Source organism: Sorangiineae bacterium MSr11367, assembly GCA_037157805.1.
GTDB classification, from domain to species: domain Bacteria; phylum Myxococcota_A; class Polyangia; order Polyangiales; family Polyangiaceae; genus Pendulispora; species Pendulispora rubella.
On the sequence record CP089983.1, the window covers coordinates 6,740,132 to 6,765,335 of the forward strand.

The 25,204-nt window shown below is 62.8% G+C and carries 23 protein-coding genes and 8 tRNA genes; 17 read left to right on the forward strand and 14 right to left on the reverse strand.

The features are described from left to right. Nucleotides 1-231: 231 nt before the first annotated feature. From LVJ94_25915 to LVJ94_25925, 3 genes are all read right to left on the reverse strand, one after another. Nucleotides 232-1,293 carry a peptidoglycan-binding protein gene (locus LVJ94_25915; protein WXB10651.1) on the reverse strand — a complete coding sequence of 354 codons (1,062 nt, stop codon included), beginning with the start codon at nt 1,291-1,293 and terminating at the stop codon, nt 232-234. Between the two features lie 281 nt (nt 1,294-1,574). Continuing rightward, on the reverse strand, nt 1,575-2,744 hold the full coding sequence (locus tag LVJ94_25920; GenBank protein ID WXB10652.1) for a hypothetical protein: 1,170 nt from the start codon (nt 2,742-2,744) through the stop codon (nt 1,575-1,577). A gap of 181 nt (nt 2,745-2,925) precedes the next feature. Beyond that, nucleotides 2,926-3,510 carry an NAD(P)H-dependent oxidoreductase gene (locus LVJ94_25925; protein WXB10653.1) on the reverse strand — a complete coding sequence of 195 codons (585 nt, stop codon included), beginning with the start codon at nt 3,508-3,510 and terminating at the stop codon, nt 2,926-2,928. A 48-nt stretch (nt 3,511-3,558) separates the two neighbouring features. On the opposite strand from LVJ94_25925, the gene LVJ94_25930 reads away from it, so the two are divergent. Further along, nucleotides 3,559-3,972 (forward strand): helix-turn-helix transcriptional regulator, encoded by a 414-nt coding sequence (locus LVJ94_25930; GenBank protein ID WXB10654.1) that lies wholly within the window; start codon nt 3,559-3,561, stop codon nt 3,970-3,972. Nucleotides 3,973-4,011: 39 nt separating this feature from the next. On the opposite strand, the gene LVJ94_25935 is transcribed toward LVJ94_25930, so the two are convergent. Beyond that, nucleotides 4,012-5,502: a hypothetical protein gene (locus LVJ94_25935; protein WXB10655.1), complete on the reverse strand. Its 1,491-nt coding sequence runs from the start codon at nt 5,500-5,502 to the stop codon at nt 4,012-4,014. Between the two features lie 576 nt (nt 5,503-6,078). On the opposite strand from LVJ94_25935, the gene LVJ94_25940 reads away from it, so the two are divergent. Beyond that, on the forward strand, nt 6,079-6,429 hold the full coding sequence (locus LVJ94_25940) for a hypothetical protein (protein ID WXB10656.1): 351 nt from the start codon (nt 6,079-6,081) through the stop codon (nt 6,427-6,429). A 7-nt stretch (nt 6,430-6,436) separates the two neighbouring features. Here the strand turns inward: LVJ94_25940 and LVJ94_25945 are convergent, their stop codons facing one another. Then, a complete protein-coding gene (locus LVJ94_25945) occupies nt 6,437-7,093 on the reverse strand; it encodes an RICIN domain-containing protein (protein WXB10657.1) in 657 nt (218 codons plus the stop codon). Nucleotides 7,094-8,285: 1,192 nt separating this feature from the next. Between LVJ94_25945 and LVJ94_25950 the strand changes: the two genes are divergently transcribed. From LVJ94_25950 to LVJ94_25985, 8 genes are all read left to right on the forward strand, one after another. Then, nucleotides 8,286-8,357 (forward strand) — tRNA-Lys (locus LVJ94_25950). A gap of 28 nt (nt 8,358-8,385) precedes the next feature. After that, nucleotides 8,386-8,460: transfer RNA gene (locus LVJ94_25955), tRNA-Lys, on the forward strand. 129 nt (nt 8,461-8,589) lie between these two features. Continuing rightward, nucleotides 8,590-8,660: transfer RNA gene (locus LVJ94_25960), tRNA-OTHER, on the forward strand. A gap of 1 nt (nt 8,661) precedes the next feature. After that, a tRNA-Ala gene (locus LVJ94_25965) sits at nt 8,662-8,732 on the forward strand. Nucleotides 8,733-8,766: 34 nt separating this feature from the next. Next, nucleotides 8,767-8,837 (forward strand) — tRNA-Gly (locus LVJ94_25970). 18 nt (nt 8,838-8,855) lie between these two features. Then, nucleotides 8,856-8,930, forward strand: a tRNA-Glu gene (locus LVJ94_25975). A gap of 3 nt (nt 8,931-8,933) precedes the next feature. Then, a tRNA-Arg gene (locus LVJ94_25980) sits at nt 8,934-9,007 on the forward strand. 303 nt (nt 9,008-9,310) lie between these two features. Beyond that, nucleotides 9,311-9,383 (forward strand) — tRNA-Thr (locus LVJ94_25985). A 47-nt stretch (nt 9,384-9,430) separates the two neighbouring features. On the opposite strand, the gene LVJ94_25990 is transcribed toward LVJ94_25985, so the two are convergent. After that, nucleotides 9,431-10,873: a TolC family protein gene (locus tag LVJ94_25990; GenBank protein WXB10658.1), complete on the reverse strand. Its 1,443-nt coding sequence runs from the start codon at nt 10,871-10,873 to the stop codon at nt 9,431-9,433. A gap of 386 nt (nt 10,874-11,259) precedes the next feature. Here LVJ94_25990 and nadC point away from each other — a divergent pair, with 386 nt between their 5' ends. Then, entirely contained in the window at nt 11,260-12,111 is an 852-nt protein-coding gene (nadC, locus tag LVJ94_25995; protein WXB10659.1) for a carboxylating nicotinate-nucleotide diphosphorylase, read from the forward strand. Nucleotides 12,112-12,218: 107 nt separating this feature from the next. Here nadC and LVJ94_26000 read toward each other — a convergent pair whose 3' ends face one another. Continuing rightward, complete coding sequence (locus LVJ94_26000) at nt 12,219-14,609, reverse strand: hypothetical protein (GenBank protein ID WXB10660.1); 2,391 nt, start codon at nt 14,607-14,609, stop codon at nt 12,219-12,221. A 264-nt stretch (nt 14,610-14,873) separates the two neighbouring features. On the opposite strand from LVJ94_26000, the gene LVJ94_26005 reads away from it, so the two are divergent. Both LVJ94_26005 and LVJ94_26010 read left to right on the forward strand, forming a co-directional pair. Continuing rightward, the gene (locus tag LVJ94_26005; protein ID WXB10661.1) at nt 14,874-15,446 is read left to right on the forward strand and encodes an SMI1/KNR4 family protein; all 573 of its coding nucleotides are present in this window, start codon (nt 14,874-14,876) and stop codon (nt 15,444-15,446) included. A gap of 108 nt (nt 15,447-15,554) precedes the next feature. Beyond that, nucleotides 15,555-16,457, forward strand: a complete 903-nt coding sequence (locus LVJ94_26010; protein WXB10662.1) for a LysR substrate-binding domain-containing protein — start codon at nt 15,555-15,557, stop codon at nt 16,455-16,457. Here the strand turns inward: LVJ94_26010 and LVJ94_26015 are convergent. Together LVJ94_26015 and LVJ94_26020 are read right to left on the reverse strand one after the other, a co-directional pair. Then, complete coding sequence (locus LVJ94_26015; protein WXB10663.1) at nt 16,454-16,951, reverse strand: lipocalin-like domain-containing protein; 498 nt, start codon at nt 16,949-16,951, stop codon at nt 16,454-16,456. The genes LVJ94_26010 and LVJ94_26015 overlap by 4 nt on opposite strands. 107 nt (nt 16,952-17,058) lie before the next feature. Then, nucleotides 17,059-17,307 (reverse strand): DUF1272 domain-containing protein, encoded by a 249-nt coding sequence (locus tag LVJ94_26020; GenBank protein ID WXB10664.1) that lies wholly within the window; start codon nt 17,305-17,307, stop codon nt 17,059-17,061. A 143-nt stretch (nt 17,308-17,450) separates the two neighbouring features. Here LVJ94_26020 and LVJ94_26025 point away from each other — a divergent pair, with 143 nt between their 5' ends. Beyond that, nucleotides 17,451-17,828, forward strand: a complete 378-nt coding sequence (locus tag LVJ94_26025; GenBank protein ID WXB10665.1) for a zinc-binding dehydrogenase — start codon at nt 17,451-17,453, stop codon at nt 17,826-17,828. Here the strand turns inward: LVJ94_26025 and LVJ94_26030 are convergent. The 4 genes from LVJ94_26030 to LVJ94_26045 form a co-directional block, all read right to left on the reverse strand. After that, entirely contained in the window at nt 17,818-18,426 is a 609-nt protein-coding gene (locus LVJ94_26030) for a hypothetical protein (GenBank protein ID WXB10666.1), read from the reverse strand. The two genes, LVJ94_26025 and LVJ94_26030, sit on opposite strands and share 11 nt — an antisense overlap. Before the next feature lie 87 nt (nt 18,427-18,513). Beyond that, complete coding sequence (locus LVJ94_26035) at nt 18,514-18,816, reverse strand: hypothetical protein (GenBank protein ID WXB10667.1); 303 nt, start codon at nt 18,814-18,816, stop codon at nt 18,514-18,516. A 200-nt stretch (nt 18,817-19,016) separates the two neighbouring features. Continuing rightward, entirely contained in the window at nt 19,017-19,982 is a 966-nt protein-coding gene (locus tag LVJ94_26040; GenBank protein ID WXB10668.1) for a threonine/serine dehydratase, read from the reverse strand. Between the two features lie 145 nt (nt 19,983-20,127). Continuing rightward, a complete protein-coding gene (locus tag LVJ94_26045; GenBank protein WXB10669.1) occupies nt 20,128-20,751 on the reverse strand; it encodes a TetR/AcrR family transcriptional regulator in 624 nt (207 codons plus the stop codon). Between the two features lie 136 nt (nt 20,752-20,887). On the opposite strand from LVJ94_26045, the gene LVJ94_26050 reads away from it, so the two are divergent. The 3 genes from LVJ94_26050 (at nt 20,888) to LVJ94_26060 (ending at nt 24,195) form a co-directional block, all read left to right on the forward strand. Then, nucleotides 20,888-22,012, forward strand: a complete 1,125-nt coding sequence (locus tag LVJ94_26050) for an FAD-dependent monooxygenase (protein ID WXB10670.1) — start codon at nt 20,888-20,890, stop codon at nt 22,010-22,012. A 178-nt stretch (nt 22,013-22,190) separates the two neighbouring features. After that, nucleotides 22,191-22,856: a glutathione S-transferase family protein gene (locus tag LVJ94_26055; GenBank protein WXB10671.1), complete on the forward strand. Its 666-nt coding sequence runs from the start codon at nt 22,191-22,193 to the stop codon at nt 22,854-22,856. A 76-nt stretch (nt 22,857-22,932) separates the two neighbouring features. Then, nucleotides 22,933-24,195 carry a GDSL-type esterase/lipase family protein gene (locus LVJ94_26060; protein WXB10672.1) on the forward strand — a complete coding sequence of 421 codons (1,263 nt, stop codon included), beginning with the start codon at nt 22,933-22,935 and terminating at the stop codon, nt 24,193-24,195. Nucleotides 24,196-24,596: 401 nt separating this feature from the next. On the opposite strand, the gene LVJ94_26065 is transcribed toward LVJ94_26060, so the two are convergent. Beyond that, on the reverse strand, nt 24,597-25,007 hold the full coding sequence (locus LVJ94_26065) for a right-handed parallel beta-helix repeat-containing protein (GenBank protein WXB10673.1): 411 nt from the start codon (nt 25,005-25,007) through the stop codon (nt 24,597-24,599). Between the last annotated feature and the right edge of the window lie 197 nt (nt 25,008-25,204).

A 25,204-nucleotide genomic window follows, 5' to 3' on the forward strand; every position in this document is an offset into this window, starting at 1 on the left:
CTTGTTCTTCGGATCGAGCGGTAGATCGAGGAAGATATTTCGCCAGCCAAGTTCGGCGGACGAAAATCCGCGGTCGAATGCGATCCCGTCACGAATGTCCTGGTACTCCAGCCAGGCGAAGCGAAGGTGTCGCTTGACCGAGCGTGAATTGTACTTGTCGATGAGGTCCTGATAGTCCGACGGCACGCGCGTTACCCCTGTAGTTGGCTGGCTAGTTGATCTGAGAGCTCTTTACGACATCGAACCCTTGACCTGGGAATCCCCCGGCTTGACCATGGGTCGTGGCGACCAGGGGCGAGATGACCAGGCGCGGCCATCTTCGTCGTGGGCAACACGTATGGCCTCGACCGTCTTCGGGTCTCTGTCCCCGGTGACCTCCAGCTGATGATCGGCCTGGAACTCCTGAATGGCCATCATGAGCGCCTCGGGCTTCGGAGGAGCGGGCGGCGGAGGCGATCGCGTCGAGACGTAGCCCAGGTTGACGAGACGCTGCCAAAGAGCGGGCGGCGAGGTATCGGGCGGGACTTTAAGAAAGGCAAACCATTCCCGGGTGCTTTTCTCGGACTTGATGGTGACGCGAACGGACGTGTGGGGGCAATCAACGAGCAGGATCATGCCGTCGTGGTCCGCCTTGGTGTCTTGGGTTGACCCATCTTCGAAGGTAAGCCGAACGAGTAAAGACGAGCCGAAGCCAAAGAGCGCGTCGTCGAGGACCAGCCGTGTTGCTTCGCGCGGGGGCTCTTCCTTCTTCTCTTGGTCAGGCGCTCGGTCCTCCGGTTTTGCCTCCTTCTCTGGAAAAGGCCACGCCACCTCGTACCGCTCGAACCGGAGGACCCCCGCCTCCATGGCCGCGTAGAGCGCGCGGCTGAGCTCTGAGACAAAACCACGAAGCCGGCGACGGCGATCGCGCGTCGGCTGAGGTAGCTCGGCCGCAAGGTGCGAGCCGGTTAGGGTATCGTAGATTGCCAAGAGGTCTGCCGCGACGTCGTCCTCTCGGGCACCAGCTTCATTGAAGGCCTGCGGAATGAGATGAAAGAGGGGCTCTCGCGGCATGTCCCACCGCGACACCCGCACCGCTGTCATTCCGTCATCCGGCCAAACAATCCGAAATCGCCACACCTGGCGAAAGGAATCGGTGATCAGCCACTGCTCGACGCCCCACTGCACACGCACGACGCTAAGGACTTTCTCGCCACCCGAGCAAGATCCACGCGGTCTTTTTTGCATCCGCCTTTGGCTCCGGTGATGCTGCGTCATAACCAACTCTGGCGACGTCGCGAATATCTTCCGCACGATCCGCGGAGACCTTGCGTTCAAGTGCACCAGCACAGACGTGGACTCCGACGTTCTCTGCGTGGCCTCGTTTCGTGCCGGCGACCAGCAGCTCTTCGTCCAACAGAGCGACACGAAGACCGCATTTACATGCAGCGCTCGACGCAGACGTTTTCGAAGCCACGTGCAGAGAGCGCGGGGAGGACGAGCTCAGCACGGTTTTCGGACACGAATCTCTGGGCAGAGCCCGACCAACGGCTTCGAAGGAACTGCGGTCTACGCGCTCGCGCGCTAGCCATCGCTTACCACTGGTGCGTGCGGAAAGCGTCGATCCACGGGTAATTGAACTGGGACGCGCCCGTGCTGGGATCGGGGACACACGTGCGGTTGCAGTAAAGGCCGTTCAGTGCCCAAGGAGCCGTCGTGGGTCCTATGCTGGTCTGCCCTTGCACGATGGCATAGGTGGCGACCGCGAAGTTTTTCTCGTGGAGAAGATCGGCGGCATTGGCTAGAGATGGCTCCGCGGCGACGTACCAGGGACTCGCTTTCAAGAAGTCGACCCACTGGTCGCGGGGCCGCGGATTCTTGAGTGCGAAGTCGAGGTATTGATAAACCTTCCACGTTGGGTCGATACCGTACTGCTTTGCAAAATTGGCATCGATGGTCTCGCCCAACTGCTTCTTGAAGTATTGAACGAGGGAAAATTCCGTGGTGATGAACGATTTTTGGTCACCGAGCTGTGCGTGCGCCCAATCGAACGCCGTTCGCATCTCATTTACCGATCCCGCGTGAAGGTGCAGATCGACGCCGGCTATACCCGCCGTATTCTTCGCATATCCAAGAAGCGCGACGGCTCCCGGCCCATGCCATGCGGGCTCGTGAAGGTTGTTGAACGCGCCGACGTAGAACGGAATATCCCGCCCATGATTCGTCCGATACGCCAGAACCTGATCGGCCATGTGTTCGTAGAAAAGGACGAGATCGTTCGAATCGCGCTGGCCTGACGGAACCTCGATGAACGGCTCATTGCCGATGACCAGGAGATCGACCTTCGGATACACCAGATCGAGAAGCTTCGTCGTGAACGTCACGAGATCTCGAAAAGGCTGACCATTCGGATCGCTCGGAAATGTCGTACGATCGGGACGACTGAAATCGTATTTTAGACTAACGATGATCTTGTAGCCATCGTCGTGCGCTTTCCCGAGTGCGACGATATCGGGATTGCTGGCCATGGACGCTTCACCCGCATCCTGGAGCTCGAAGATGTCGATGAATGCCCGTACCCAGCCCGCTCCCGTGCGGGCCACGTCCCCCGCGATATAACTGCGTGGCCTGCCATTGTAGTTGACTCCGAGATGGGGAACGGGCGCCGAAGCCCCGCTGTCGCTCGGGTCGCCGCCGGCGTCCGGACCTCCCGGTGAATCAGGCTCTGCGTCGTTGGAGGAGCACGCCGCGAACGACGCGGTCATGAATAGTAAAGATACGTAAACACGAGGGCGGGATAGGAAAAACATCTAAACATGACTGCCACGCTCATGATGCTTTGTCGACGTATGCTTCGGATAAATGCAATCCCTCAAAGGCTCGAACGAGGGATCGCTCGCCCAACTCTTAGCGAGGGGCAATGATTCTCGCTCCTACCAGACCAGGTTACGCCTTCGCGCGCCTGCCAGCGCGCAGCGCGCCGGCCCACCAAATGAGCTCGTCCAGCATCACCTCGGCGGCCTGATCGAGATTGCGAAAGTCGCTAAATGTCTTGCCGTTCAGCAGCATGCCGATGAACTCGTCGCGGCTGAGATGCACCGCCCCGCGGAGCGGCGCCATCTGCAGTTCGACCAGCACCGACCGAAGCTGCTCGATGGCGCGCGCGCCGCCGGCGTTGCCGTATCCCACGAACGATGCTGGCTTGCGATTGAACTCCGCGTAGACGTAATCGAGCGCATTTTTCAGGACTGCGGGCACGCCGTGGTTGTATTCCGCCGTGATGAACACGAAGGCATCGAGCTCCCCCGCCTTCCGCGCCCACCGCTGTGCGATCTCGTTCTTCGCCGGCTCACGGAGCGGCGACTTCGGCTCGTCGAAAAATGGCAGCGGATAATCTCGGAGGTCGATGCACTCGACCGCCAGCCCCTGTCGCTTTTTTGCTAGACCCATGAGCCATTCGGCCGGCCTGTCGGCGAATCGCCCGACACGTGTGGAGCCCAGGACTACCCCGATTCGCAATGGTTCGCTCATGGGTGCTAACGTTAGTGGCTGCACGATCGCGTACAAGGAGGCACATTCTTGAGCGTCACGAACAAACGGGTTCGTACCAAGCAACCGCTGGAAAATAGCTGTCCCGCGGCCGACGCGATCGCGCTGGTCGGTGCCAAGTGGACGGTGCTCATCATTGGTGCGCTGGGGAAGGAGGGGAAGCTTCGCTACAAGGAGCTGCAGCGCGTGGTCGTAGGCATCTCTCAGCGCATGCTCACGCTCACGCTGAAGACGCTGGAAGAGAACGGTCTGGTGAAGCGCACGCTGACTCCAGCCGTGCCCCCTCGGACCGACTACGAACTCACGCCGCTCGGCCGTTCGCTCTTCGACCCGCTCGAGGCGCTGGTCGATTGGACACTCGAAAACCGCGGGGCCATGGAAGAGGCTCGCCGCGCGTACGTTAAGGTCGCCACGAAGAGCCTCGTCGAGGAAAAGGTACCGTGAGGAGCATCGCACGACGCGCTTCGCGGAGCGCGCTTCGGTCTACGAGCATTGGACGGTCGTTCCCACCACACGGCAATCCACGCAGAAGAACGCATACAGCATTCCACAATCGCCGGACCACATGTCGTCCGGCGGATCGGCAAACTGGCAAAGAAACGGCATCACCGCTCCGCACATCAAGCAAGGAACAGCATCGGCCCCTTGGATCCATGAAGGTGCTCCGCCAACCCGATTCAGCTCTCTCTCCTGTGCAAACATGTAGTTGACCCTGGAGGGCGCAGGAACCGACATGACAGCAGCTGGCTCAGACGATACGGAATCATGTTGAATAGAAGGTTTGAAGTCGCTCGATGGCGGATCGCGGAAGATGCTCTCCGGGGCCTGTCCCAACTTCACGTAGTATGGATTGAAATCAACAGCTACGCAGTTGCGACAAGTCCAAATCTCGATCTCGTCTGCGAGGCCGTCGGGGAGGACGTGCGGGACAAAGGCCGTGCCGATCTTCAGCACGCGAATGAGGGGGACATGACACGCACCGCATAAAGAGCGGCCGGTCCCCCACATGCTGCCCGCCGGAGAACGTGATTCGCTTCGAGCGCCGAACGCGCGAAGGACGGACGAAAGAAGGCCCTTTTTCTCCCCCCGGGCCGGTTTCTCCACGGGGCGCAGCTCGTACGCGGCTATGGAGTGGGTTCTGGCCAACGTACCGTCTGCGGCGACACCGAAGCCCGCCTGGAAGAGTAACCCGGCAGCTTCGTCACCGGCGGTCTCCGGCGCCCTTTTGAACCACGAGCTGATCGCTTCGCGGGCTTTCGGATGGCCCGAACGAGCGAGGGCAAGCATGGCACCACCGACTTCATTGCTGGCAGCGCCCATGTCCCGACGAGCGTTGAGTACAGTCGAAACCTTCCCCACCTCGAGTTGAACGCGGCGTGGCGGCTCGGTGGCATCGTCGAGCATCCGCACGAGCGGAGCGACAGCATCGAACGGAGCGTCTACATACGCCAGCGATTCCGGCTCGCGTTTCGCATCCAAGTCCGACAAATACGGGTGAAACACGTCGGGACTGACCTCGACCAACCTGGTGAACAGCTCATCGAAGAAGTGGCCTTCTCGTTTCCACGCCATCAGCGTTGCGGCGAGCATCTTTCTCGTGTCGGCCGCCATGTTGGGGAGGTCGTGACAAGACGTCGCTCGTAGATCCTTGATGCCCGCCGACTGGAGAAGGTCCTGCTCCTTCTGCTTCCACTCCTGAGCCTGCCGGTTGCGTTCGTCCAACTGCGTGAGGCGGTCAGGTTCCCAGGCACCGGTCAAGTTCACAGTTTTTGCGCGGATACCGCCACCGACCGGATTCGGCTTGGTCTCGATAAGCCAGCAGACCAGCCCCACGTCCGGCATAAAGCCGATACACGCGGAGCCGCCAAAACGAACGTGAGCCCCGCCCTCGATTTCGAGAGTGCCGACACCGTCACCAGATTCGAACGAGATGATCTTGGCTTTGCAGGGCAAGTTGGGCAGCGGGGTATTCATTGATAGCGGTCACCCGATCAGCGGCACGGGTGCGAGAGTTTGTCTCAGTTCGTGATAGTCGTCGAGCCAAATTGCTCGCTTTCGAGGCGGCCGCCACAACGTCTGAAGGTTGGTGCGAACAGCCTACCGATAGCCTCGAGTGCGGCTGCGTAGGATTTTTCAAATTCAGCGGGAGCTGCACGGGTGTGGACTCTTTACCGTAAGCTCGCGAACGATCTCACGATTCAGTCGCAACTTCTTCGTCCGCGCCGCAGCACGTGCGGCGATCGCGATCCCCCGGATCTCAGTGAAACAACTGTTCCCTATTTCTGAAAAGAGGTCTCCAAACCAGTGCAAAAATGCCATATTTGACTTTGCATCGAGGGCGCTCCGACCGGTTAGGATGGCCGAGTGTCGACTGACTTTTCATGACTTTTATCGAGAGGCTCTCGTGCGCCTCGCGGCCTTCGCTCGCGAGTGCGCCGCCGCCGAGCAGCGCATGTACGAATGGGTATGTGATGATTGCGCTTAAGACTCAGCTCGACATCTATTTTGGAGCCATGGAGACAACAGATTGAGAGCCGTCGAGGCTCGGCCATGATCTTCGTATTCCGTGCCGACGACTTTGAGATTCAAATGCACTGGTTGTTGATCGACGCTCCCAGCAGTCCCTCGCCAAACGGCACGACGTGCGGCTTCGACGACGACGACGAGGGAGCGAGCTTTCGCTTTGAGTCCGATGACGCACTCGGAGCTGCCGCTTTCAGCAACGCCTTCCGGAAGAATGCAGCGCTGTTCGTCGCCGTCCAGAGAAAAAAGGCAGGTCTAGGCGCTGGGGAGCATCGTGCATGGTCCTTCCTCCCGTTTGTCAGTCTCGCAACTTCCAAACGGGAGTTCGCTTCAGTCTGCATTGCGCCAACTCTACATTTGATTACAATTCAACGTTGATGTTCAATCAATGATCCCAGTGCTGATTGTCGCCATGGTTGCACCTAAACGCCAGCGCATTTGGGCCGTCGGCGCTGGCGTCGAGGCATGTGATCCGATTCGATTTTGGAGAATACCACCAATAGCCGAAGCCATTCGTCCACGCTTCCCAGAGCTGATTGTCGGTCTTCTTGCAATCCCATATCACTAGGTCGCGCCCACTGCCCGGCCCATTGTCGCTCTTGACATCAAGACATTTCTCAACATGGCCGAAGGCCATGATTTCGTAGTAGTTGTGGCCCATCTCGGGACTGTAGATCCCAGAATCACGAAAAGCCCACTGCTGATTGACTTTTCCGTGGCATTCCCAATGCAGTACGTACGTTCCGTTTGTTCCGTTATTGTGATCGAGATCAAGGCAGGTTCCCCATTTCTTCTCCTTCACGACCCACCCCCGGGCCGCGTTGATTTCACTGGCCTGAACCGAGCCGGCAACCAATGCTTCGTCATTGGGAAATGACAAATCCGGACTTGCAGTTTCAGAAGCGCACCCCGATGCGGCAACGATCAAGCATATCGCGTAATAGGAATTAGGCATGTCGGCCCCCGATCTTTTTTTTTGGATTATGAAATACATGGCCGTCCCCGCCCCCATGTGATTGGACAGCACGTCGACGCATTGCAAGGCACGTACCGACGATCCGGCGCGCCCCGTCTTTCCAATGTTCCGAAAATTTCGGTATTCCACCCCTGGAGGCTGCCCCTCTCGACGGTACGGTGTACCGTATCGTGGACGGGATTTGGTACGCCCTCGGTTCATGTTTTTTTGGAGTCCAACCGGTGGAGTCATGGAAACACTGAGTCACTAAAGGTGACCGCAGCTGCAGGTTCCAGAGATCGATCCATTCGGCCAAGGCAGCGGACGCCTCGCTCGCTCTTCGACCCGCTCGAGGCGCTGGTCGATTGGACACTCGAAAACCGCGGGCCCATGGAAGATGCTGGCAAAGAAGTACGATTGACATATCAGTGTCCGCGGAACGGCAGCGTCGAATCTTTTTTGATTGATGGTCAGATTTATTCTTGACCGGCCGCGGAAATAGCCTCATAAGAACCAAAGATCTGAATGGTAGCCGCGCTCGACGCGTCTATCCTTCCGCAACGAGACGAAAGCTCAGCCAACCGGCCGCCCTTCGAACCGCCATGATGACCCGACGCCCCCATCAATCATCTGCCAGCTTGTCGCCCAAGGCGAGGTGGCAGGGGTGCGCCTATAGCGTCGTGCGGCCACTCGAAGGCAAAAATAGCCGGATCGGTCTCCTGGGTCGCGCCGCGATCCTGTTTGCGAACCCGGAGGTCGATCCCTAGGCGGAAATCCCAGAGTCGTGTCAGCACTCTCGGAAGGCCGCCTAGGGAAACCCAGGCGGCCTTCGGCGTTTGTGCCCTGCGCATGGCCGGGCAACGCCGAGCCGAAGGCTCAGAGAAACCATGCCCGTTGCCCATCCCTGGCGTGCCGGCGGCGGACGGTAGCCAAGGTGTGCCGATGCGCTTCCGGCAGAATTCGAGGGGGTGACTCCCCTCGCCGAGCCACAACCAGCACAGGAGAACAAACGCGAAATCAAACGCGATAATTGTTCATGGATCAATCGATATACATTCGCTTCAAACCGACAAATTCGTCCTTCGTTCGCACGAAGATGACGGGATACGTACGCCCAATCTGGGGGCATGCGTCGAGTCTCGAGAAGCACGAGCGGTAGCTCGAAGCGGGACGTTCTCCGTGCAGCCTTGAAGGCCGCCGAGGAACGCGCCTCGGTGGCCTTCAACATTTTTGGAGAATGGATAACGGGATGAAACGCAAACGGCAGCCAAAAATCCGAGGGACGTTATCTCAATGGTAGAGGGCCGGCCTTTTAAGCCGAGAGATGGGGGTTCGAATCCCTTGCGTCCCACTTCGTCGTCGCATGCGACGGCGAGCACGGGTCCGTAGCGCAATGGAAGCGCACCCGCCTCTTAAGCGGTGACGTGAGGGTTCGAATCCCTCCGGACCCACCATCGTCTAGCTGGCAGGACGCTGACGTGCGCCCGCTAGGGCATTGTTCCTTGAAAACTTGGCGCCAATCAAAAGAGCGACTCCGCCATGCTTGCGGCGTCCTCGCTTCACATTTCTTGTCGCCGTTTCTTAGGTCGGAGAGCCAAGGTGGCCAGCCGAGATTCCAAATCTCGGAGAGGCGGTTCGATTCCGTCCCGACCTGCGGGGTTGTAGCTCAAAGGCCGAGTGCCCGGTTTGCACCCGGGTGATGGGAGTTCGAGTCTCCCCAACTCCACCGCCCTGATGCGCGCGCAGCGCGCCAGGGGATCGCGGACATCGTTCAACGGTAGGACCGCAGCCTTCCAAGCTGCCGATGCGGGTTCGACTCCCGCTGTCCGCTCTGTTTCTGCTCGTCAACGTTCCCATCGTCTAACGGTCAGGAAGCCGGGCTCTCAATCCGGAAATGCGGGTTCGATTCCCGCTGGGAACACCATTTCTCCTCGTCTCGGTGGATCCGAGCTTCAGTCTACGAAACTGATTGTCCAGGTTCGATTCCTGGCGGGGAGGCCATTCGTCCCCGTTCGGCCGGATTGCCGACTCGAGCGTCCGAAGCTCGATGGCGCGGTTCGAGACGACTCCGCGCGGGGACGCCTCGACGGGCAGTCAGACCGGCGTGGCTCCGGGCGTGGTTGTAACCCACGCGTCTCCTAGAGACCATCTGAGTTCGATTCTCAGGCTGCCCACTGCGGCGAATGCTGCGACGACTACATGGTCAACCGAGGAATGCGGGTGCGAATCCCGCCGCTGGCACTTGAACCAGCGTCGTCCAACAGTAGGACACCGGAATGTCGTCACTCCCTTGTCGCCGTTTCTGCCGTCGAGGCCCAGATAGCGGGGCACCTCATTGGTAATGAGGAGATGGAGGGTGCAATCCCCTCGGGCGGCTCTCGTATTGGCCATTCCGCCAGAAATCGTCGCCTGCGCAGAACACGCTCACGGCGCTGCTGACCCGACCTCGTCGGCGCCGCTCACCCGCGCGAGCTCCGTGCGCGTCATATTCTGGTCCATCAACCCCTGGTTGTAATTCGCCCGTGCGCTTATGAGGATCCGGAGCGGCTCGAGTAGCGCGCGCCCGTCCTTGGTTCCGAGGTCGATCGCGTTCTCCACCTCGACGATCCAACCTTTCGCGCGGTGGACCGCGCGCTCCCAACGTTCGGCGCGCTCGTTCGCCTCCACCGCGGCGGCGTGGGCCACTTCGACCTCGGTCGCGACACCGCCGAGGGCGAGGCGCTCGAGAGCGTACGCCTCAGCGAGGTTGGACTTCGCTTGCTGGAGGCGCGCAGCCTTCGTCGCGAAGTCGAGCGACCATTCGAGACCGAGGGCCGCCCCAAATTGGAGGTGATTTGCGGCTCCGTTCGGATTGAATTCGCGGCCGCTTGGCGAGCTTTTGACGTTCGGCGCGATCGCGTAGTCGAAGAGCATTCCGAGCCCTATGTTCGGAAATAAGTTTGCGCGCGCGATATCGACTTGCGCGTCACGCGCGACGGCACCGGCACGCGCTCGGTTGACGTCGGGGCGGTTGAGGCGTGCTGCCACGAGATATCGAATCACCGGGCCGAGCGGCGTTGGCGGTGGCGCAAGGGGCTCATCTGGGACATCGAACCCGCTCTGCACCCCGGTGTAGAAGCGAAGCGCCGCGAGCCCCGCCGTCTCGCCTCGCTTCGCGTCGGCGACGCGCGCAAGCAGCTCGTCGCGACTCACTTCGAGGCGCAGGCGATCGGCGTTCTCGACCGAGGTGTCACCCGACTCGAGCTTCGCGACGATCGAGCCGATCGCCTCGTTTAGTTTCATGAGCGCATCCGACGCGAGTTGGAGCATGTCGCGCGCGAGCGCAACGCCGAAGAACGCGCGACGCACGTCGGTACGGACCTGAAGTTTCTCTTTCTCGACGTCCCATTCTCCAAGCCGGGCTTGGGCCTCGGCGGCGCGCTTGGCCGACGCTATCTTCCCAAAGGTATAGAGTGGCACCGTCGCGTTGACTCCGAGTTGCAGGAACGGCCCGATGCCATCTGCAAGAGTTGATGGTTCTTCTGGCTTTTTATCACTTGGACGGTTCGGAACGCCGCCGAACCGGCTGCTCAAATTGACGAAGGACCACGGCGCGGCGCGAGCCTCGTCGATTTGCGCACGCATCGACGCGAGCCGAGCGCGAGCTGCGTCGATCGCCGGATGGTTTTTCTCGGCGAGACGGAGGCACTCTCCGAGCGAGTAGGGACGAAGCTTCGTGCCGTCAGCGCAGGCCGATCGGGTGACGGTGAGCGCGAAGGCGACGAGCGCGATGCTCGCGGGGAGCACCACGAACCATGGCGATGGTGTCATGTTGAGCGTGAACGAGCGCTGCGCGATGACGCGTTGGATGCGTTGGAAGGAAGTCATGCCGCGCGCCTTAGCAACCGCTATGCCCATCCGTTTCACACGTCCACGACGAGCTGCGGCCCGACTTTATTCCTCGCCCGGAGGGCGCTCCACCGATCCATCGGACTACCCTCCGGGCAAGAGCATTTATGCGCCTCACCGACGAGATCTCACGCCGTGACAACACCGCCGCCAACAACCGCGCAGGGCAAGCCGGTCTCGATCCGACGATGCGCCTGGAGCACTGGGACAAGACCTCATGCCTTTGCCCAGCGATTGAACGGTGCGATGGCGCGCAAGAGCTCGGCGCCCGAATGCGTCAATGTGTAGCACTCTATTGACTTATCACCACTTGTCGCTACAGATTCAGTAGCATGAATCGCGAGGTCACCTCGTCGGAGCCTGAAATGCCGCTCGCCCCTCTTCCCTCAGTCCTCATCGAGCCGATCGTCCGCGCAGCGCTGCTCGAGGATCTCGGCCGTGCCGGCGACATCACCACGGATGCCATCGTGCCAAGCGGCGTGCGCGCCAAGGTTTCGCTCGCTGCCCGCCAGGCCGGCGTCGTCGCCGGCCTCGACCTCGCGCTCATGGCCTTCCGACTCATAGACCCCGCGATCACCGCCTCGATCAGGCGAGTGGACGGCTCCCACGTCTCGCCGGGCGAAGCAATCGCGACGCTCGAGGGTCCCGCGCGCGGCCTGCTCACCGCCGAGCGCGTCGCGCTCAACTTCCTCTGTCACATGAGCGGAATCGCCACGGCCACGGCCGGGGTCGTCGAGGCCGTGCGAGGCACGAAGGCGCGCATCATCGACATCCGCAAGACGCTTCCGGGCCTGCGCGCGGTCCAGAAATACGCCGTCCGCGCCGGCGGCGGGGCGAACCATCGCTTCGGCCTCGACGACGGAGTTCTCATCAAGGATAACCATATCGCGGTCGCAGGCGGCATCCGGACAGCCATCGAGCGCGCACGGGCGGCAGTCGGCCACATGGTCAAACTCGAGATCGAGGTCGACACGCTCGAGCAGCTCGCAGAGGCGCTAGGCTTCGACATCGACGCCGTCCTTCTCGACAACATGGGCCCCGAGGAGCTCCGCCGGGCGGTCGCCCTCGTCGACGGCCGGGCCATCATCGAAGCCTCCGGCGGCATCACGCCTGCGACCGCCGGAACACTGGCGGCGACCGGCGTCGATCTTCTGTCGATGGGTTGGCTGACGCAGAGCGTTCGGGCGCTCGACATCGGGGTCGACCACATATCCTGACGGGCAGTTGACCTCGACCAGACCGACGCTCGTGCACAGCGCGCAGCTGATCGATCGAGAGAACCAGCCTCAGCCCCCCTCGACAGAGATTCCCGGCACCTCCACGCTTACTTGGAAGCCCCTGCGGGACGACGGCGTCGTGCGATGGCGGCGGCGATCAGCGTGAGCGACGCCCAGAACCAACCGCCGCCCCCATGCGCGAAGGTGACGACCTTGCAGCTGCAGCCGTCGTCCGAGCTGCCGCCATCCCCCCCGCCACCGTCGGGGCCTCCGCCATCTCCCCCGCCACCGTCGGCGGCGTCGGAGCCACTGTCCCTGGGCACGCACGAGCCGGCGCTGCAGGTGCCTCCGTTGCAAGGGGTGCCGTCGGGTTCGGGCGCTCCTTGACCGCAGGCTCCGGCGTCGGCGACACATGCCCCTTGCGTGCGGCAGGCCACCTTCTCGCAGGTCATGGCGGTCCCGGTGCATGTCCCCGATTGGCAGGTATCGGAGCGGGTGCAGGCGTTGCCGTCGTCGCACGCGTCTCCACTCGATGGCGAACAGGTGCCGATGGCCGATGGAAGGTTGCACGCTTGGCATGCCCCGTCGCAGGCGCTGTTGCAGCAGACTCCATCGACGCAATATCCCGACTGACAGGTGTTGGCCTGCGTGCAGACCGTCCCAGCTGGCAGGTTGATGAACCGTTCCACGGTGGCCGTGGGCGAGGACGATTGATTGGGATGTCCGGCGACGACCAGGACCGATCCATCGGCCAGCACGCTGGACGTATGAAGGAAATGACCGACACTCAGTGACGCTGTGGCCGACCAGGTGCCCGACGCTGGATTGTAGATCTCGGCGGTGGTGAAGTTGCTGATTCCTCCCGCCGCGAGCACTTTGCCATCGGGGAGCAAGACGGCGGTGTGAATGTACCGCGAACGCGTCATGTTCCCGGTGGCTGTCCATACCTGGCCGGTCGGATCGTAGATCTCCGACTTGGCACCGGCGGGATCGCCGCCGGCGACGAGCAGCTTGCCGTTGGGAAGCACGGTCGCCGTGTGGTAGTAGCGCGCGCTGGCCATCGCAGGGGCCGCGCTCCACTGGTTGGTCGCAGGATTGTAACGCTCGACCGTCGCGAAGGACTGGTTGGCGGCGCCGCCGACCACGAGGACGCCGTCTCCCAGCAAGCTGGCGGTGTGCCATCGTCGTCCCGAGCTCAGGGAGCCGGCGGCGGACCACGTGTTAGTGGCCGGATCATACAGTTCCGCGCTGGTCAGGTACCCCCCGGCGCCCTGCCCCGAAGCGATCAGGACTCGGCCGTTGGTCAGCTTCGTCGCCGTGTGATAGACGCGGCCCGTCGCCATGCTGGCAGCGGCGCTGAAGGTTCCGGTGGCCGGATCGTAGAGCTCCGCGGATGCGAGGGCGGCGTTCCCATTCCCGGCGACGACGAGCACCTTCCCGTTCGCCAAGAGCGTCGCCGTGTGATCGCTGCGGACGCTGGCCATGGCACCCGTGGCGGCCCACGTGCCCGATCCTGGATCGTAGAGCTCGGCGCTGCTGAGCGGCGCCGTCACCGCGCCGCCGGTGACCAGCACCTTGCCGTTCGTCAACGTGGCGGATGCGTGCAGCGCGCGTGCCTGGGCGAGGTTACCCGTCGCGCTCCACGTCGGATCGAGGAGCAACGGATACGAGAATCCGAGGCCGCTCCAATCGAGACGGATGGTGCATCGTCGCGAGCCCGGAGGTAAAACCGGACGTCCCCACGGTGGCCGCGGGCTCACGTCGGCTTGGCAGCCGGTGAGCTCGACCCGAACGAAGCGCGGCTCGCCGTCGCTCCCCTGGGCGCTCGGCGGCGCCATGCGAAGCCTCGGCACTCCGCCCGCGTCCAGAAACTCGAGCGTGTCGCTCACGAGCCGCAGCCCGGCCACCTTGGGCCCCAAGGTGACGTCGTAGCGGACTTCTTCGCGCGCGGGGCGGCGATCGAAGGAGAGATAATCTTCGGTGCCCTCTTCCACGGGCCGCTGCACCAGATCGGTCGCTTCGTCGAGCGCCCGCCGATAGACGAGGACACCGTCGGCGACCGCGCCGGCGGCCGCCTTGGCGCCGGAAACGGCCACCTCCACCGAAACGCCGCTCTCGCGGTCCGCGAGCTCGAAGGCATCGTTCGCCTTGGCGGGCATGGTGAGCGTCGTTCGTCGCGTCGCCCCGGCCACCGTCGATTCGCGGGGTCGCACGTGAAGCCGCTCGCCGATCTCGAACCGTTCCGCGGCCGATCGCCCGATGACCGGCCCCGCGAGGTCCACGCCGCGCGGATCGGCGAGGAGGGACGCGGAGGGCCGAAGCTGGAATCGCATTCTCAGCGCCTCGAGCGTCTGCGTGGCTTCGGGAGATGCTTCGGCCACGAGGGGCCCTCCGTTCGACTCGAGGGTATCGTTCGTTTCTCGATGACCGCAGCTTGCGGTGGTCAGTGCCATGGCGACCGACACCGTGCTTCCGAGGAAGAGCGCGAGATATCGCATCGTGCCAGTCTACGCTGGAGAGTGACGCGACCTGGGAACGGAAACTCCGTCAAGTTCGAACTGGAACCAAATCGCTGAAACGAAGGACACCGCAACCGGTCAAACCTGAGCAACACCTCCCGATGTTTGCTGTCCAAAGAGAGAAACGCGGCTTCCCAGGGACCTTCGCGCGACGCGCCTTGCTCGCCGAGACGTCACCGTGGTGGCGTTAATTCTTGCGACAAGCTACGAGGCGTGGCCTCTGAGTCACCGGGAGTGAACGTGATGAGCCAAGAACGTGAAGTTCGGATTCGAAATGCCGTCGAACGGGTGAAGTCCTGGATGAACGTGCACGGCGCGGAGGTTCTGGTGGAGAACCTCGCGCGCGGCGCATCGGGCGCGCAGCTGGATGCGGACGAGCAGGCTTATGGCTTCCGCTTTCCTGCGGATCTGCGCGCGCTGTGGTCGGTGCACGCGGGGCAGCACGACGAACAGAATGGGTTCGTCGGGGCCATGGATCTTCTCGGCCCGGGTGCCGAGAAAGAGAACGTCGCCATGTTCTTGGGGTTCTTGCGTGAAGATCCCGATAGCTGGGAGGAAGCCGGTGTGACCCCGCAGGAAGTACAATCCGACGCGTGGGTGGCGTTCGCAGGACGAGGCTACGCGGACTTGCTCGTCGTCAGCGCTTCGAGCGGGCGCGTATTTTCCTGCGCGAAGGACTCGCCCCCGTTTCACCTCGTCGCGGAATCGATTCTCGATTGGCTCGAGGCCTATGCCGATCGCGTGGAAGCGGGGACGTACCACGTCGAGGAAGGCTTCGGCGATTGTTACCTCGCGCGCGACGAGGCTCTGTTCTGAAGAATCACGGGGCCATCCCTGGAATCCGGCGACGGGAATGCTGCGAAAGGTGCGGCTCATGCAGCGATCGGTCTTCCGCCGGCGCGGGCTTCGTAGTCAAACGTCGGTATGAACCATGCTGCCCGCGATCGGCTCGAGCACCCGAATCCGCGCGTGACGCTCGATCTGGATACGTTGCGCACGCTGGTCACGGCGGACACGCTCGGCGGATATGGTCAGGCGGCGGCGCAATTGGGAAGGACGCCGTCGGCGATTAGCCTGCAGATGAAACGGCTGCAGGCCGACGTCGGGGTGACGCTGTTTCGTAAGCGCGGGCGCGGCTTGGCGCTGACCGAGGCGGGCGAGCTCGTGCTGCGCTATGCGCGACGTATGCTCGAGTTCAACGACGAGCTCCTCGATGCCGTCGGAGGCGCGGCAAAGGCGGGGAGCATCGGCCTCGGATGCTGCCAGGACTTCGCAGATGCGGTGTTGCCCGCGGCATTGGCGCGCTTCGGTGAGCTGTATCCGCGGGCGCAATTGGAAGTGCGCATCGAGGGAAACGCCGTGCTCGTCGATGCCGTCGGCAAAGGGAAGCTCGATTTGGCCATCGCAATCGGGCACGCCGAGCGCGCGACGGCGCAGACCCTCGCGGAGGTGGAGCTGGCGTGGATCGCGGGGCGAGACTTCGTGCGACGAAAGGGCGAGCCACTGCCGCTGGTCCTGCTCGGCCCGCAGTGCGCGTTTCGCAAGGCCGCCATCGATGCGCTCGATGCGGCGGGCGTGGCGTGGCGACTGGCGGCCGTCAGCCCCAGTCCGAGTGGGCTATGGGCGGCGGCGCGCGCAGGTCTCGGTGTGACGTTGCGGGCGCCGATTGGCTTGCCACCGGAGCTCGTGGCCAGCAAGAGCCTATTCGGGCTGCCGCGATTGGGAACGTTCCCGGTGACCTTGCACAGTCGGACGCAGGCGCGGACGGCAGGTTTCGAGCGCCTGCAACGGATCGTGGGCGAGGTGCTCGCGCAGAGCGTGCGCTAACGTGCGCGGCGCCACACGGAGATGGGGATGGTTCCGTCGGGCGACGCAGGAACGCGCCAACTGAGCTCATCGCCGTCGACGGTGTAGGGCCGCTTCTGTTCGGCGCCGTCCCAGTTGGGAAAGGACGCGCACTCGATGCGAAAGGTGATGGTCTTCGCAACGGGGTCGACGGCGTAGCGGCCGAAGTGGGCGCTGACGCCGAGCGTGGCCTCGCGGTATTCGTCGGCGGTGCCGCGGCGCTTGTCGCCGGACGCGAAGCGAGGGCGCGTGGCGCGGTAGATCTCGACCGAATAGCGCCCGTCGGCTCCAAAGAAGAGAATGCCCTTGGGGCCCGCACCATATGCGGGGACGCGTGTACCGTCGGCGCGCAGGTCGTCGGCGGCGCTGAGCGTCCAGGTCCCGACGAGCGAGGGCATCGCGGCGGCGGCGGTATTGTCGGCCTGCAGGGGCGCCGGTGCCGTGAGGGTACGGGCGAGAACCCCGAGAGCGAGCATGCGAACTTTCATAATGGCCGAGCGTAGCCACGCGCCGCACGTCCACAATTTGATTGTTCTTCACGAATCGTTGAGCGGCCGCATGCACGCACCTCGCAGGTTGGTGATCAAACGCCCCTGGTGCAGCCCTTTGGCTTCAGCACCCTCGTCGTCGAGGGCGGGTACGTCGCCAGCTTCGACGCGGGGCGGATGGGGCGCGTCGACAGGTTGCCTCCGCAGTTCGGACAGATGCCGCCGAGGTGGTCGGTCACGCAGTCCCGGCAAAAGGTGCATTCGAAGGTGCAAATCATGGCCTCCGCCGACTCGGGCGGCAGGTCTTTGTCGCAGCACTCGCAATTGGGACGAAGTTCGAGCATGGTGTGTTGTCTCCGGGCGTCGCGTCGCGCCGTTCAAGCTGGGAGATTAGCTCCCTTGCTGGAATTGCACGACTCACATGCGTCCGTTGGGTGGTGCGCTCTCGGGCCTTTACGGATGAACGAACGGCCCTAAGGAATACCGCATGCGCGCCATCGTCGTGAGGTCCATTGGCGGTCCGGAGGTGTTGCAGCTCGCCGAGATCCCTGCAACGCAGGCCTCGAGCTTTGCTGCCCTCGCGCCCTACGGCCAACTCATTTATTACGGAGACGCGAGCGGCCTGCCCGCACCCATCGACGTGGGCCCTCTCTACGAGCGCTCGCTGCGCATTGGCGCATTCAAGCTCGACATCGAACGCGATATCGAAATGGCGGACCAGGCACGCCGCGACCTCGCGATGGCACTCTGCCGAGGCGTGCTGCGGCTATCCGTATCGAGAACTTTCCCTCTCGCCGAGGCCGCGGCCGCCCACCGCGAAATGGAAGCACGGCGCACCACGGGGAAGATCGTTCTCATTCCGTAGTGGCGTCGTGTTCGGACCCCGGACCGGACCAGGTGAGTACTCTTTTGGGCGGCGCAAGGTTTTTCGTGGGCCAGAGCTGAATGCGCCATTGATCGCCCGGCGTCGTCGAGCCGGGCCAACCAGCAGCAACGAAGCCACGACCCGTGATTCGGACGGCGTACGTTCCAGGGGGTGGTGTCTCGAGAACCTTTCCTTGCAGCGTCGGCGATTCGTAGTAGAGCCCGAAATCGCTTATCGTCAACGAAGCCTCGAACGCCTCCTGCCACTGCTCGAGATCCTTGGGCGGCTCGGAGGGCCAACGTTCGATGCGCAATGGCATTTCGAAGTTGTTCTGGTGCGGTGACAGAACGATCAAGATACTTTTTCCTCGAGCAATCCCGTCGCCTTTGATCGCACGATCGAGGACAGCAAGGTCGTCTTCACTCTCCGCATAACCCGTCCTCAAATAGAACTGCCCGTAGTCCAACGCCACGACCACATCTTGCACATGGACGCGATGAGGGCTGGCGTCGTTGGACGCCGGCGCCGGCGCCTGACACGACGGGCGTTGCGAGCATCCAACGAGGGCCAACGTCAGGGCAACGGAGCGACGGTTCATCCCCCCGCCATGCTACACGACCCAAGGCACCGTTTTCGTTCCGAGTCATGGCGAGCCGCGGTAGGGCCACGCCACCATCACGCACGCCTAGTCCCGCGCCAGTCGTTGCGCATGCGCACGAATCAAGTCACCGTACTCCTCGTCCAATTCCTCGGCTGTCCTACCGGGATTGCCGAACTGCTCCTCAAATCCAGTCCACGCGCCCAGAGAGGTCACAACCTGCATTGGAAGGTCAAAGGCGCGATAAAAAATCGCACAGGCCAACACCGGTTTGCCCTTACCCGCACGTGCCTTCGCCAATTTCAGCAACTCCGACAACTCCGCCCCGTTGACCGCTAGCTCACGCAGTTCCTCGACGGCTTGCCAAAAAGACGGATCGTCCAGATTCATGACCGACTCCCAACACCTTGATGAAAAGAACCATTCCGTGTGCACTTGAATGTGCCGCGAAGCGCGTCGTCAGTCTAGAGCGTCACGAACGTCGTCGCATCCAGCAACGCAGGGTCGAATCTCAATCCGGTGAGGCGCTCGGCAAGGGCCAGTAGCGCGGACGCCGCCTTCGAGCCTCTCGATGCGAGGAGTGGGGTGGTCTAAGCGAGAATTTGGGCATACGCCTTCGCGTCAACGTTACCGCCACTGACGATGGCCACGTGATGGCGGCGCGGGGGGAGTTCCTCGCGGTGAAACAAATAAGCTGCGGTGGTGAGCGCGCCGGAGGGCTCGACCACGAGGTGTGCTCTGTGCGCGAGTACGCGCATGGCTTCGCGAATTTCATCCTCGCTCACTGCCACGATATCGTCGAGGCGCGCCACGAGATGCGCAAACGTCAGCTCGGAGGGGCACAGGCGCACCCCATCGGCGATGGTGCGGTAAGTGCGCTCTGCTTCCCAGGGAACCAGCGTTCCGCGGCCGAAGCTCTCGCGCGTCTCGGCCGCCAGCTCGGGCTCTACGCCGATAACGCGCACCTCTGGCGCGAGTGCTTTCACGGCGGTCCCAACCCCCGCGGCGAGACCGCCCCCTCCGATGGGCACGAGCACGGTTTCGACGTCGGAAAAATCTTGGATAATCTCGAGCCCTACGGTCCCTTGGCCCGCGATGACCTCGTGTGCATCGAACGACGGAACGAGCGTGTATCCGTGGGTGGCAATCAATTCGTTTGCGCGCCGGAACCGATCCGCGGCGGGGACCAGCACGACGGTTGCGCCGAGCTTGCGCATGGCCTCGACCTTCACCGCGGGCGCAACGTCCGGAACGACGATCACTGCGCGCACCCCGTAGTGCCGTGCGGCCAGCGCAAGACCTTGTCCGTGGTTGCCCCCCGAATGCGTTACGACGCCACGAGCCCGCTGCTCGGGTGTGAGCGCGGCAACGGCATTCGCCGCGCCCCGAATCTTGAACGAGCCGATGGACTGAAGGTTCTCCGGTTTGAGCTTCAGGGTACGTGTTTCGTCGGTGCCGTCTTGCGCCCACGCGCACGGCAAAAGCGGTGTGTGAAAAACATGGTTCTCGATGCGAGCCATGGCGTTGCGAATCTGGTCGATTGAGACGAGATGCATGCCTCGACCATAGGATCTTCCCACAGAAGAATCATTGCCATTTGCCGTCAGGAGACGAAGCCGGCCGCGCCACGGTCCAACGCCTCGGACAAAGACAACGAAAAGCTACGGCGCCTTGATGGGTCCGTCGTTCGGTCACCATTCGTCAAACGCGTCGTGTGGGATCTGCCAGCATTCCGTGAATGGCCGCGAAGCCCTGATCGATCAACGCGAAGAACGCGGCGTTCGCCTTCTTCGTGGAGCCTCCGTGTACGAACACGCGGACGGCCTCTTGGCGAGCCGTGTGCACCGTCAGCACGATCATGTTGGCCGCGAGCCGCGTGAGGCCATCGGGCTTCGGACCGGCGAGCTCGATCGCGAGGCCTTCTGCGGCTTCGTCGTTGAGCTCACGGAGGCGCGCCTCGAGCGACGGGCTCGCCGCGACGAAGCGCCAAAAGTCGGTCGTTTGGCGATCGAAGCGGCTGAACGAATGTTTCTGCTCTCGCAGCTTGCCCATGAGAACGCGGAGCTCGGCGATGGGGGATTGCCCCTTCGGCCGCGCGCGGATCGCCTCGCGAAAGAAGAGCAGCTTCAAATCATCTTGGCGATCGAGCATGAGGTCCTCCTTGCGCGCGAAGTAGTTGAAGACCGTCATCTTGGAGACGTTCGCAGCGGCCGCTATCTCGTCGAGCGTCACCGCATCGAAGCCCCGCGCGAGGAAAAGCTCCGTGGCCACATCGGAAATCCGCTGTCTCGTCTCGCGCTTCTTGCTCTCGCGTCGCTCGCCCATGCACCGGATTTTAGCGAACGGCCGGAGGCCATGGGGCATGAATTTTGTATGCGGTAAAAGTTTTTGCAAAAACTTTACCCAGTACAATATTCTCGGTTCGAGAGCCGCCAGAACACGGCCATCGAAAGGAGACGTCATGCGCGCGAATGGAAAGAAGGTCCTTGTCTCCGGTGCGAGCTTCGCGGGACTCTCGACCGCCTTTTGGATGCGTCGCCTCGGTTACGAGGTCACCATCGTGGAGATCGCGGGCGGGCTTCGGACGGGCGGCACGGCCGTCGACATCAAAGGCAAGACCGTCGACATCGTCCGGCGCATGGGACTCTTCGAGCAGATCCGCTCGAACCGATTGAGCCTGCAGCGGTGGGAACTCAAGAACGAGCGCGATGTCACGGAGCGCTCGTTGGTGCTGAGAGGCGAAGACGAGGCACCTTCGGAGAGTGAGTTCGAGATCGAACGAAGCGTACTGTTGACCATGCTGTTCGACACCGTGAAAGGTCACGTCGAAGTCGTCTTCGACGACAGCATCACCGCCTTGAACGAAGCGAACGACGGCATCGAAGCCACGTTCGCCAGCGGCTCACGGGGCACGTTCGATCTGATATTCGGCTGCGACGGTGTTCACTCCGCCGTGCGGAAGCTCTGGTTCGGCGACGAGGCTCGGTACATGTATTTCCTCGGGCAGTACTTCTCGATCACGATCGCAGACAAGCTGCTCATCGAGCGGAACACCGCGCAGATGTTCAACGTGCCGGGTAAGGCCGTGATGCTCAACGCCTACAAGAACAACACGGACATCATTCTATCGTTCGCCTCCGACGAGGAGATCCCGTACGAGCGGCGCGATGAAGAGGCGCAACGACGGATCATCGCGGAGCGATTCGTCGGGGTGGGCTGGAGGACCGCGGAGCTGCTCGAAGAAGTGCGGAGCTCGAAGAGCTTCTACTTCGACAAACTGTGCCAGATACGAATGCCTTCCTGGACGAAAGGGCGAGTCGCATTGGTGGGCGATGCGGGGTATTGCCCTTCCCCCGCGGCCGGCATGGGGGGCTCGTTGGCCATCGATGGCGCCGCCGCACTGGCGGATGCGATGCGCGATCACGACCGCAACTTCGAACTCGCGTTTCGAGACTACGACGAGCGCTTCCGCCCGTTCATCACGGAGGTGCAGGCGGAGGCCGTGAGGACCGGGCTCGAAACGCTCGTTCCGAGGACCGAAGAGGCCATCCGCGCCAGGAATGCACGGACCGACTCCGCCTTCTGAGAACCCTCAGACCTGCGTGGCTCCGGACGTCGTCGTACCCCAGCCCGTAGCACAAATGTTGCGCCCGCTATAGAATTCGTCCCAACGTGTCGATCCGCCCGATTCTCGTTCGACGCGCATGTACAAGGCGGTCCTTTGGAGCCCGCCCCCCCAACAGGAGCCAACGAGGAATCTCACGATGACAATCACGATTACCGCTTTTGAACGGTCACCCGATGGCGGCAAGGGACTGGCGCGCGATACACGCGTTCGCTGGGCGCTGGAGGAAGTCGGTCAATCCTACGAAGTGCGTCTCGTTTCGTTTCAGGCGATGAAGGAGCCCGCGCACATGGCGCTTCATCCTTTTGGCCAGATTCCGACCTACGAGGAAGGCCATCTCGCCCTGTTCGAGACAGGGTCGATCGTCTTTCATCTCGCCGAGCGCCATGCGGGTCTGCTGCCGGTCGATGCCGATGCACGGGCGCGTGCGATCACCTGGATGTTTGCCGCGGTCAACACGGTGGAGCCGCCGATCCTCGACCTCGTAACCGTGAAGATTCTGGAGGGCGACAAGCCCTGGAGCAAAGAGCGTCTGCCTCTGGTGCAAGATCGCGTCCGCGGCCGCTTGAAGCAGCTCTCCGTTCGCCTTGGCAGCGCCGAATGGCTCGATGGTGAATTCAGCGCGGGTGACCTGATGATGGTGTCGGTGCTGCTCCGGTCGAGACCATCGGGCCTTTTGGACGAATATTCGAATCTGGCTGCCTATGTCGCCCGCGGCGAAGCGCGGCCCGCCTACCAGCGCGCTTTCGCCGCTCAATTGGCCATCAATACCCGCACGCCGCAACCTGACGGTCATCCGCGGTAGTCCGAGGGCCGCATCCGCGGTACGTTCAGGGCATGGTGCAACGTCCGTTCGTGCGATGCTTTGCCGAGTTCATCCGGTGGCCCCGGTGAACCGCACCATGTTCGATCCGCTCGCGGACTCCGCGGACGGAGCGCGTCACTGGATCACGACGCCCGTCACCGCGCACCTCCTGCGTGGTGCCCTCGACGTGGAACACACCGAACAGGGCATCGTGCCGCATCGGCTGCCCGCCAAAGTCCGCCAACAATTTACCGACGGGCGACTCGCCATGGCCGAGGCGCAGCCCTGCGGTGTCCGCCTCGCCTTCCGCACGCGCGCGACCGTCATCGAGCTGGACGCACGGCCTACCAAGCACCTCTACGTGGGCGCTCCGCCTCGCCCGGACGGCGTATACGATCTGCTCATCGACGGCCTGCTGGCTGGCAGGGCGAGTGTGCTCGGCGGCCACCTGCTGAGCATCGACGTGAACACGGGGCTCGCCGAGCACCGGCCCGGCCCCATTGGCACCCTTCGATTCTCCGACCTGCCCGAGCGCGCGAAAAACGTCGAGCTCTGGCTTCCGTACAACGAGATCACCGAACTCGTCGCCCTGCGCACGGACGCTCCCATCGAGCCCGCGTCGGATGGGGACCGCAAGGTGTGGCTGCACCACGGCAGCTCGATCAGCCAAGGATCCAACGCCGCGAGCCCGAGCACCACGTGGGCCGCACTCGTCGCCGCCTTCGCGCGCGTGAACTTGATCAACCTGGGCCTGGGTGGCAGCGCCTTGCTCGATCCGTTCACCGCCCGCGCCATGCGCGACACCCCCGCGGATCTCATCAGCATCAAGATGGGCATCAACCTGGTCAACGCGGATCTGATGCGACTGCGGGCCTTCACCCCCGCGGTTCACAGCTTCCTCGATATCGTCCGCGACGGTCATCCCACCGCGCCGCTGCTCGTGATTTCGCCGATCTTGTGCCCGATTCACGAAGATACGCCGGGTCCCAGTGCGCTGGACTTCGACGCCCTTCGCGGCGGGCGACTGCGGTTCCGAGCCATGGGCGATCCCGCGGAGTGCGCGGACGGGAAGCTGACGATGAAGATCATCCGCGACGAGCTCGCGCGGATCGTGCGACAGCGGGCGGCCGAGGATCCGAATCTGCACTACCTCGATGGTCGAGCCTTGTACGGTGAGGCCGATTTTGCAGAATTGCCTCTGCCGGACGACTTCCACCCGGACGCCGCCACCCACCGCCGCATCGGTGAACGCTTTGCCAAGTTGGTATTCACCGCCAACGGCCCCTTCGCAGCGGTGCACCATCCCCCATCCGGGGAACGGAACGTACCTTCGACGTAGGCGGCGGTCAGTCGGCCAATTGCGGCATGCCCATGGCGGTAAGCATGCCTCGCTGAATCTCCGCGGCAGCCTTGTTCAGGGCCTCGGTTCCAACACCAGCTCCGCTGGGATCGACCACCACGCGCATGGGGCGGGTGCCGGAAACTCCACGAGTGCGACGACGGCCCGCGCAACCTCCTCGGGGTCCGAAGCGCCGGGGCTGTTGTGCATTTCATCGACCATGGCCGTGAGCTTTGCGTACGCGCCCGCCAACGGACCCCCACTTGTCGCTCGAGGCCAGCAATGCGACGAGACACCGTCGAGGGAGGCAGCCCGAGATCGATGGCAGCATGGGCGAAGCTGCCTCGCTCGAGCACACGGGCGACGATCAGGAGATCGGAGGGATCCGCAGCGAGACTCATTCATGCACGATTGCAGTAATAAAGTACGTATTCAAGCGATCGCTGTTGGTCGCGGTCAGCTTCGTCGTCCCGCGCGTGCTCGCCGCCATCGCCCGTGTCATGAATGACGTTGCGTTCGATCACGTTGTTCGTCGACAGCCCCTTGGTCGATCCGCCCGCAGCCGTACCATCATCCCCCGTAATCATGATACCCGCGGCGCCGACCATGTCGTGGATCACGTTGTGATGGATATGATTGTCATGGCTCCGAAGAAGCATGACGCCCATGCAAAAATGGCGAATCTCGAGCCCACTGACCGTGACGTGCCCAGAGTCCACCACGGCAAGCCCCGGCTTTTGCAGCGAGCGCACATTCGGGCCGCTGCCCGCGTGGTTCTCGGCCGGGCACGAGGCCGTCGTCGTGCCATCCACGATATGCGCACCGTCGATGAGGACGCGATGCGCATCGTTGGTTGGTCACGTCGACGAGCCGTTCATCAGCGGGCTCGAGGGCCGGCCTTGGCGTCGTAGCGTAATTTGGTGACGCGGCTGGGTGGTGACGGCTTCGGTCACCATTTTGGCATCCGCGATCCTTTCGCAAACCCCTCGGTGAGTTAGTAGCCGAAGCA

Bases quoted from the DNA above. Each gene is read 5' to 3' on its own strand.
- nadC (WXB10659.1), top strand. From the start codon at position 11,260: ATGCCGCTCGCCCCTCTTCCCTCAGTCCTCATCGAGCCGATCGTCCGC.
- LVJ94_25920 (WXB10652.1), bottom strand. From the start codon at position 2,744: ATGACCGCGTCGTTCGCGGCGTGCTCCTCCAACGACGCAGAGCCTGAT.
- LVJ94_25990 (WXB10658.1), bottom strand. From the start codon at position 10,873: ATGACTTCCTTCCAACGCATCCAACGCGTCATCGCGCAGCGCTCGTTC.
- LVJ94_26055 (WXB10671.1), top strand. From the start codon at position 22,191: ATGACAATCACGATTACCGCTTTTGAACGGTCACCCGATGGCGGCAAG.
- LVJ94_26015 (WXB10663.1), bottom strand. From the start codon at position 16,951: ATGCTCGCTCTCGGGGTTCTCGCCCGTACCCTCACGGCACCGGCGCCC.
- LVJ94_25925 (WXB10653.1), bottom strand. From the start codon at position 3,510: ATGAGCGAACCATTGCGAATCGGGGTAGTCCTGGGCTCCACACGTGTC.
- LVJ94_26025 (WXB10665.1), top strand. From the start codon at position 17,451: ATGCGCGCCATCGTCGTGAGGTCCATTGGCGGTCCGGAGGTGTTGCAG.
- LVJ94_26050 (WXB10670.1), top strand. From the start codon at position 20,888: ATGCGCGCGAATGGAAAGAAGGTCCTTGTCTCCGGTGCGAGCTTCGCG.
- LVJ94_26005 (WXB10661.1), top strand. From the start codon at position 14,874: ATGAGCCAAGAACGTGAAGTTCGGATTCGAAATGCCGTCGAACGGGTG.
- LVJ94_26020 (WXB10664.1), bottom strand. From the start codon at position 17,307: ATGCTCGAACTTCGTCCCAATTGCGAGTGCTGCGACAAAGACCTGCCG.
- LVJ94_25940 (WXB10656.1), top strand. From the start codon at position 6,079: ATGATCTTCGTATTCCGTGCCGACGACTTTGAGATTCAAATGCACTGG.
- LVJ94_26035 (WXB10667.1), bottom strand. From the start codon at position 18,816: ATGAATCTGGACGATCCGTCTTTTTGGCAAGCCGTCGAGGAACTGCGT.
- LVJ94_26040 (WXB10668.1), bottom strand. From the start codon at position 19,982: ATGCATCTCGTCTCAATCGACCAGATTCGCAACGCCATGGCTCGCATC.
- LVJ94_26010 (WXB10662.1), top strand. From the start codon at position 15,555: ATGAACCATGCTGCCCGCGATCGGCTCGAGCACCCGAATCCGCGCGTG.
- LVJ94_26000 (WXB10660.1), bottom strand. From the start codon at position 14,609: ATGCGATATCTCGCGCTCTTCCTCGGAAGCACGGTGTCGGTCGCCATG.
- LVJ94_25935 (WXB10655.1), bottom strand. From the start codon at position 5,502: ATGAATACCCCGCTGCCCAACTTGCCCTGCAAAGCCAAGATCATCTCG.
- LVJ94_26045 (WXB10669.1), bottom strand. From the start codon at position 20,751: ATGGGCGAGCGACGCGAGAGCAAGAAGCGCGAGACGAGACAGCGGATT.
- LVJ94_26030 (WXB10666.1), bottom strand. From the start codon at position 18,426: ATGAACCGTCGCTCCGTTGCCCTGACGTTGGCCCTCGTTGGATGCTCG.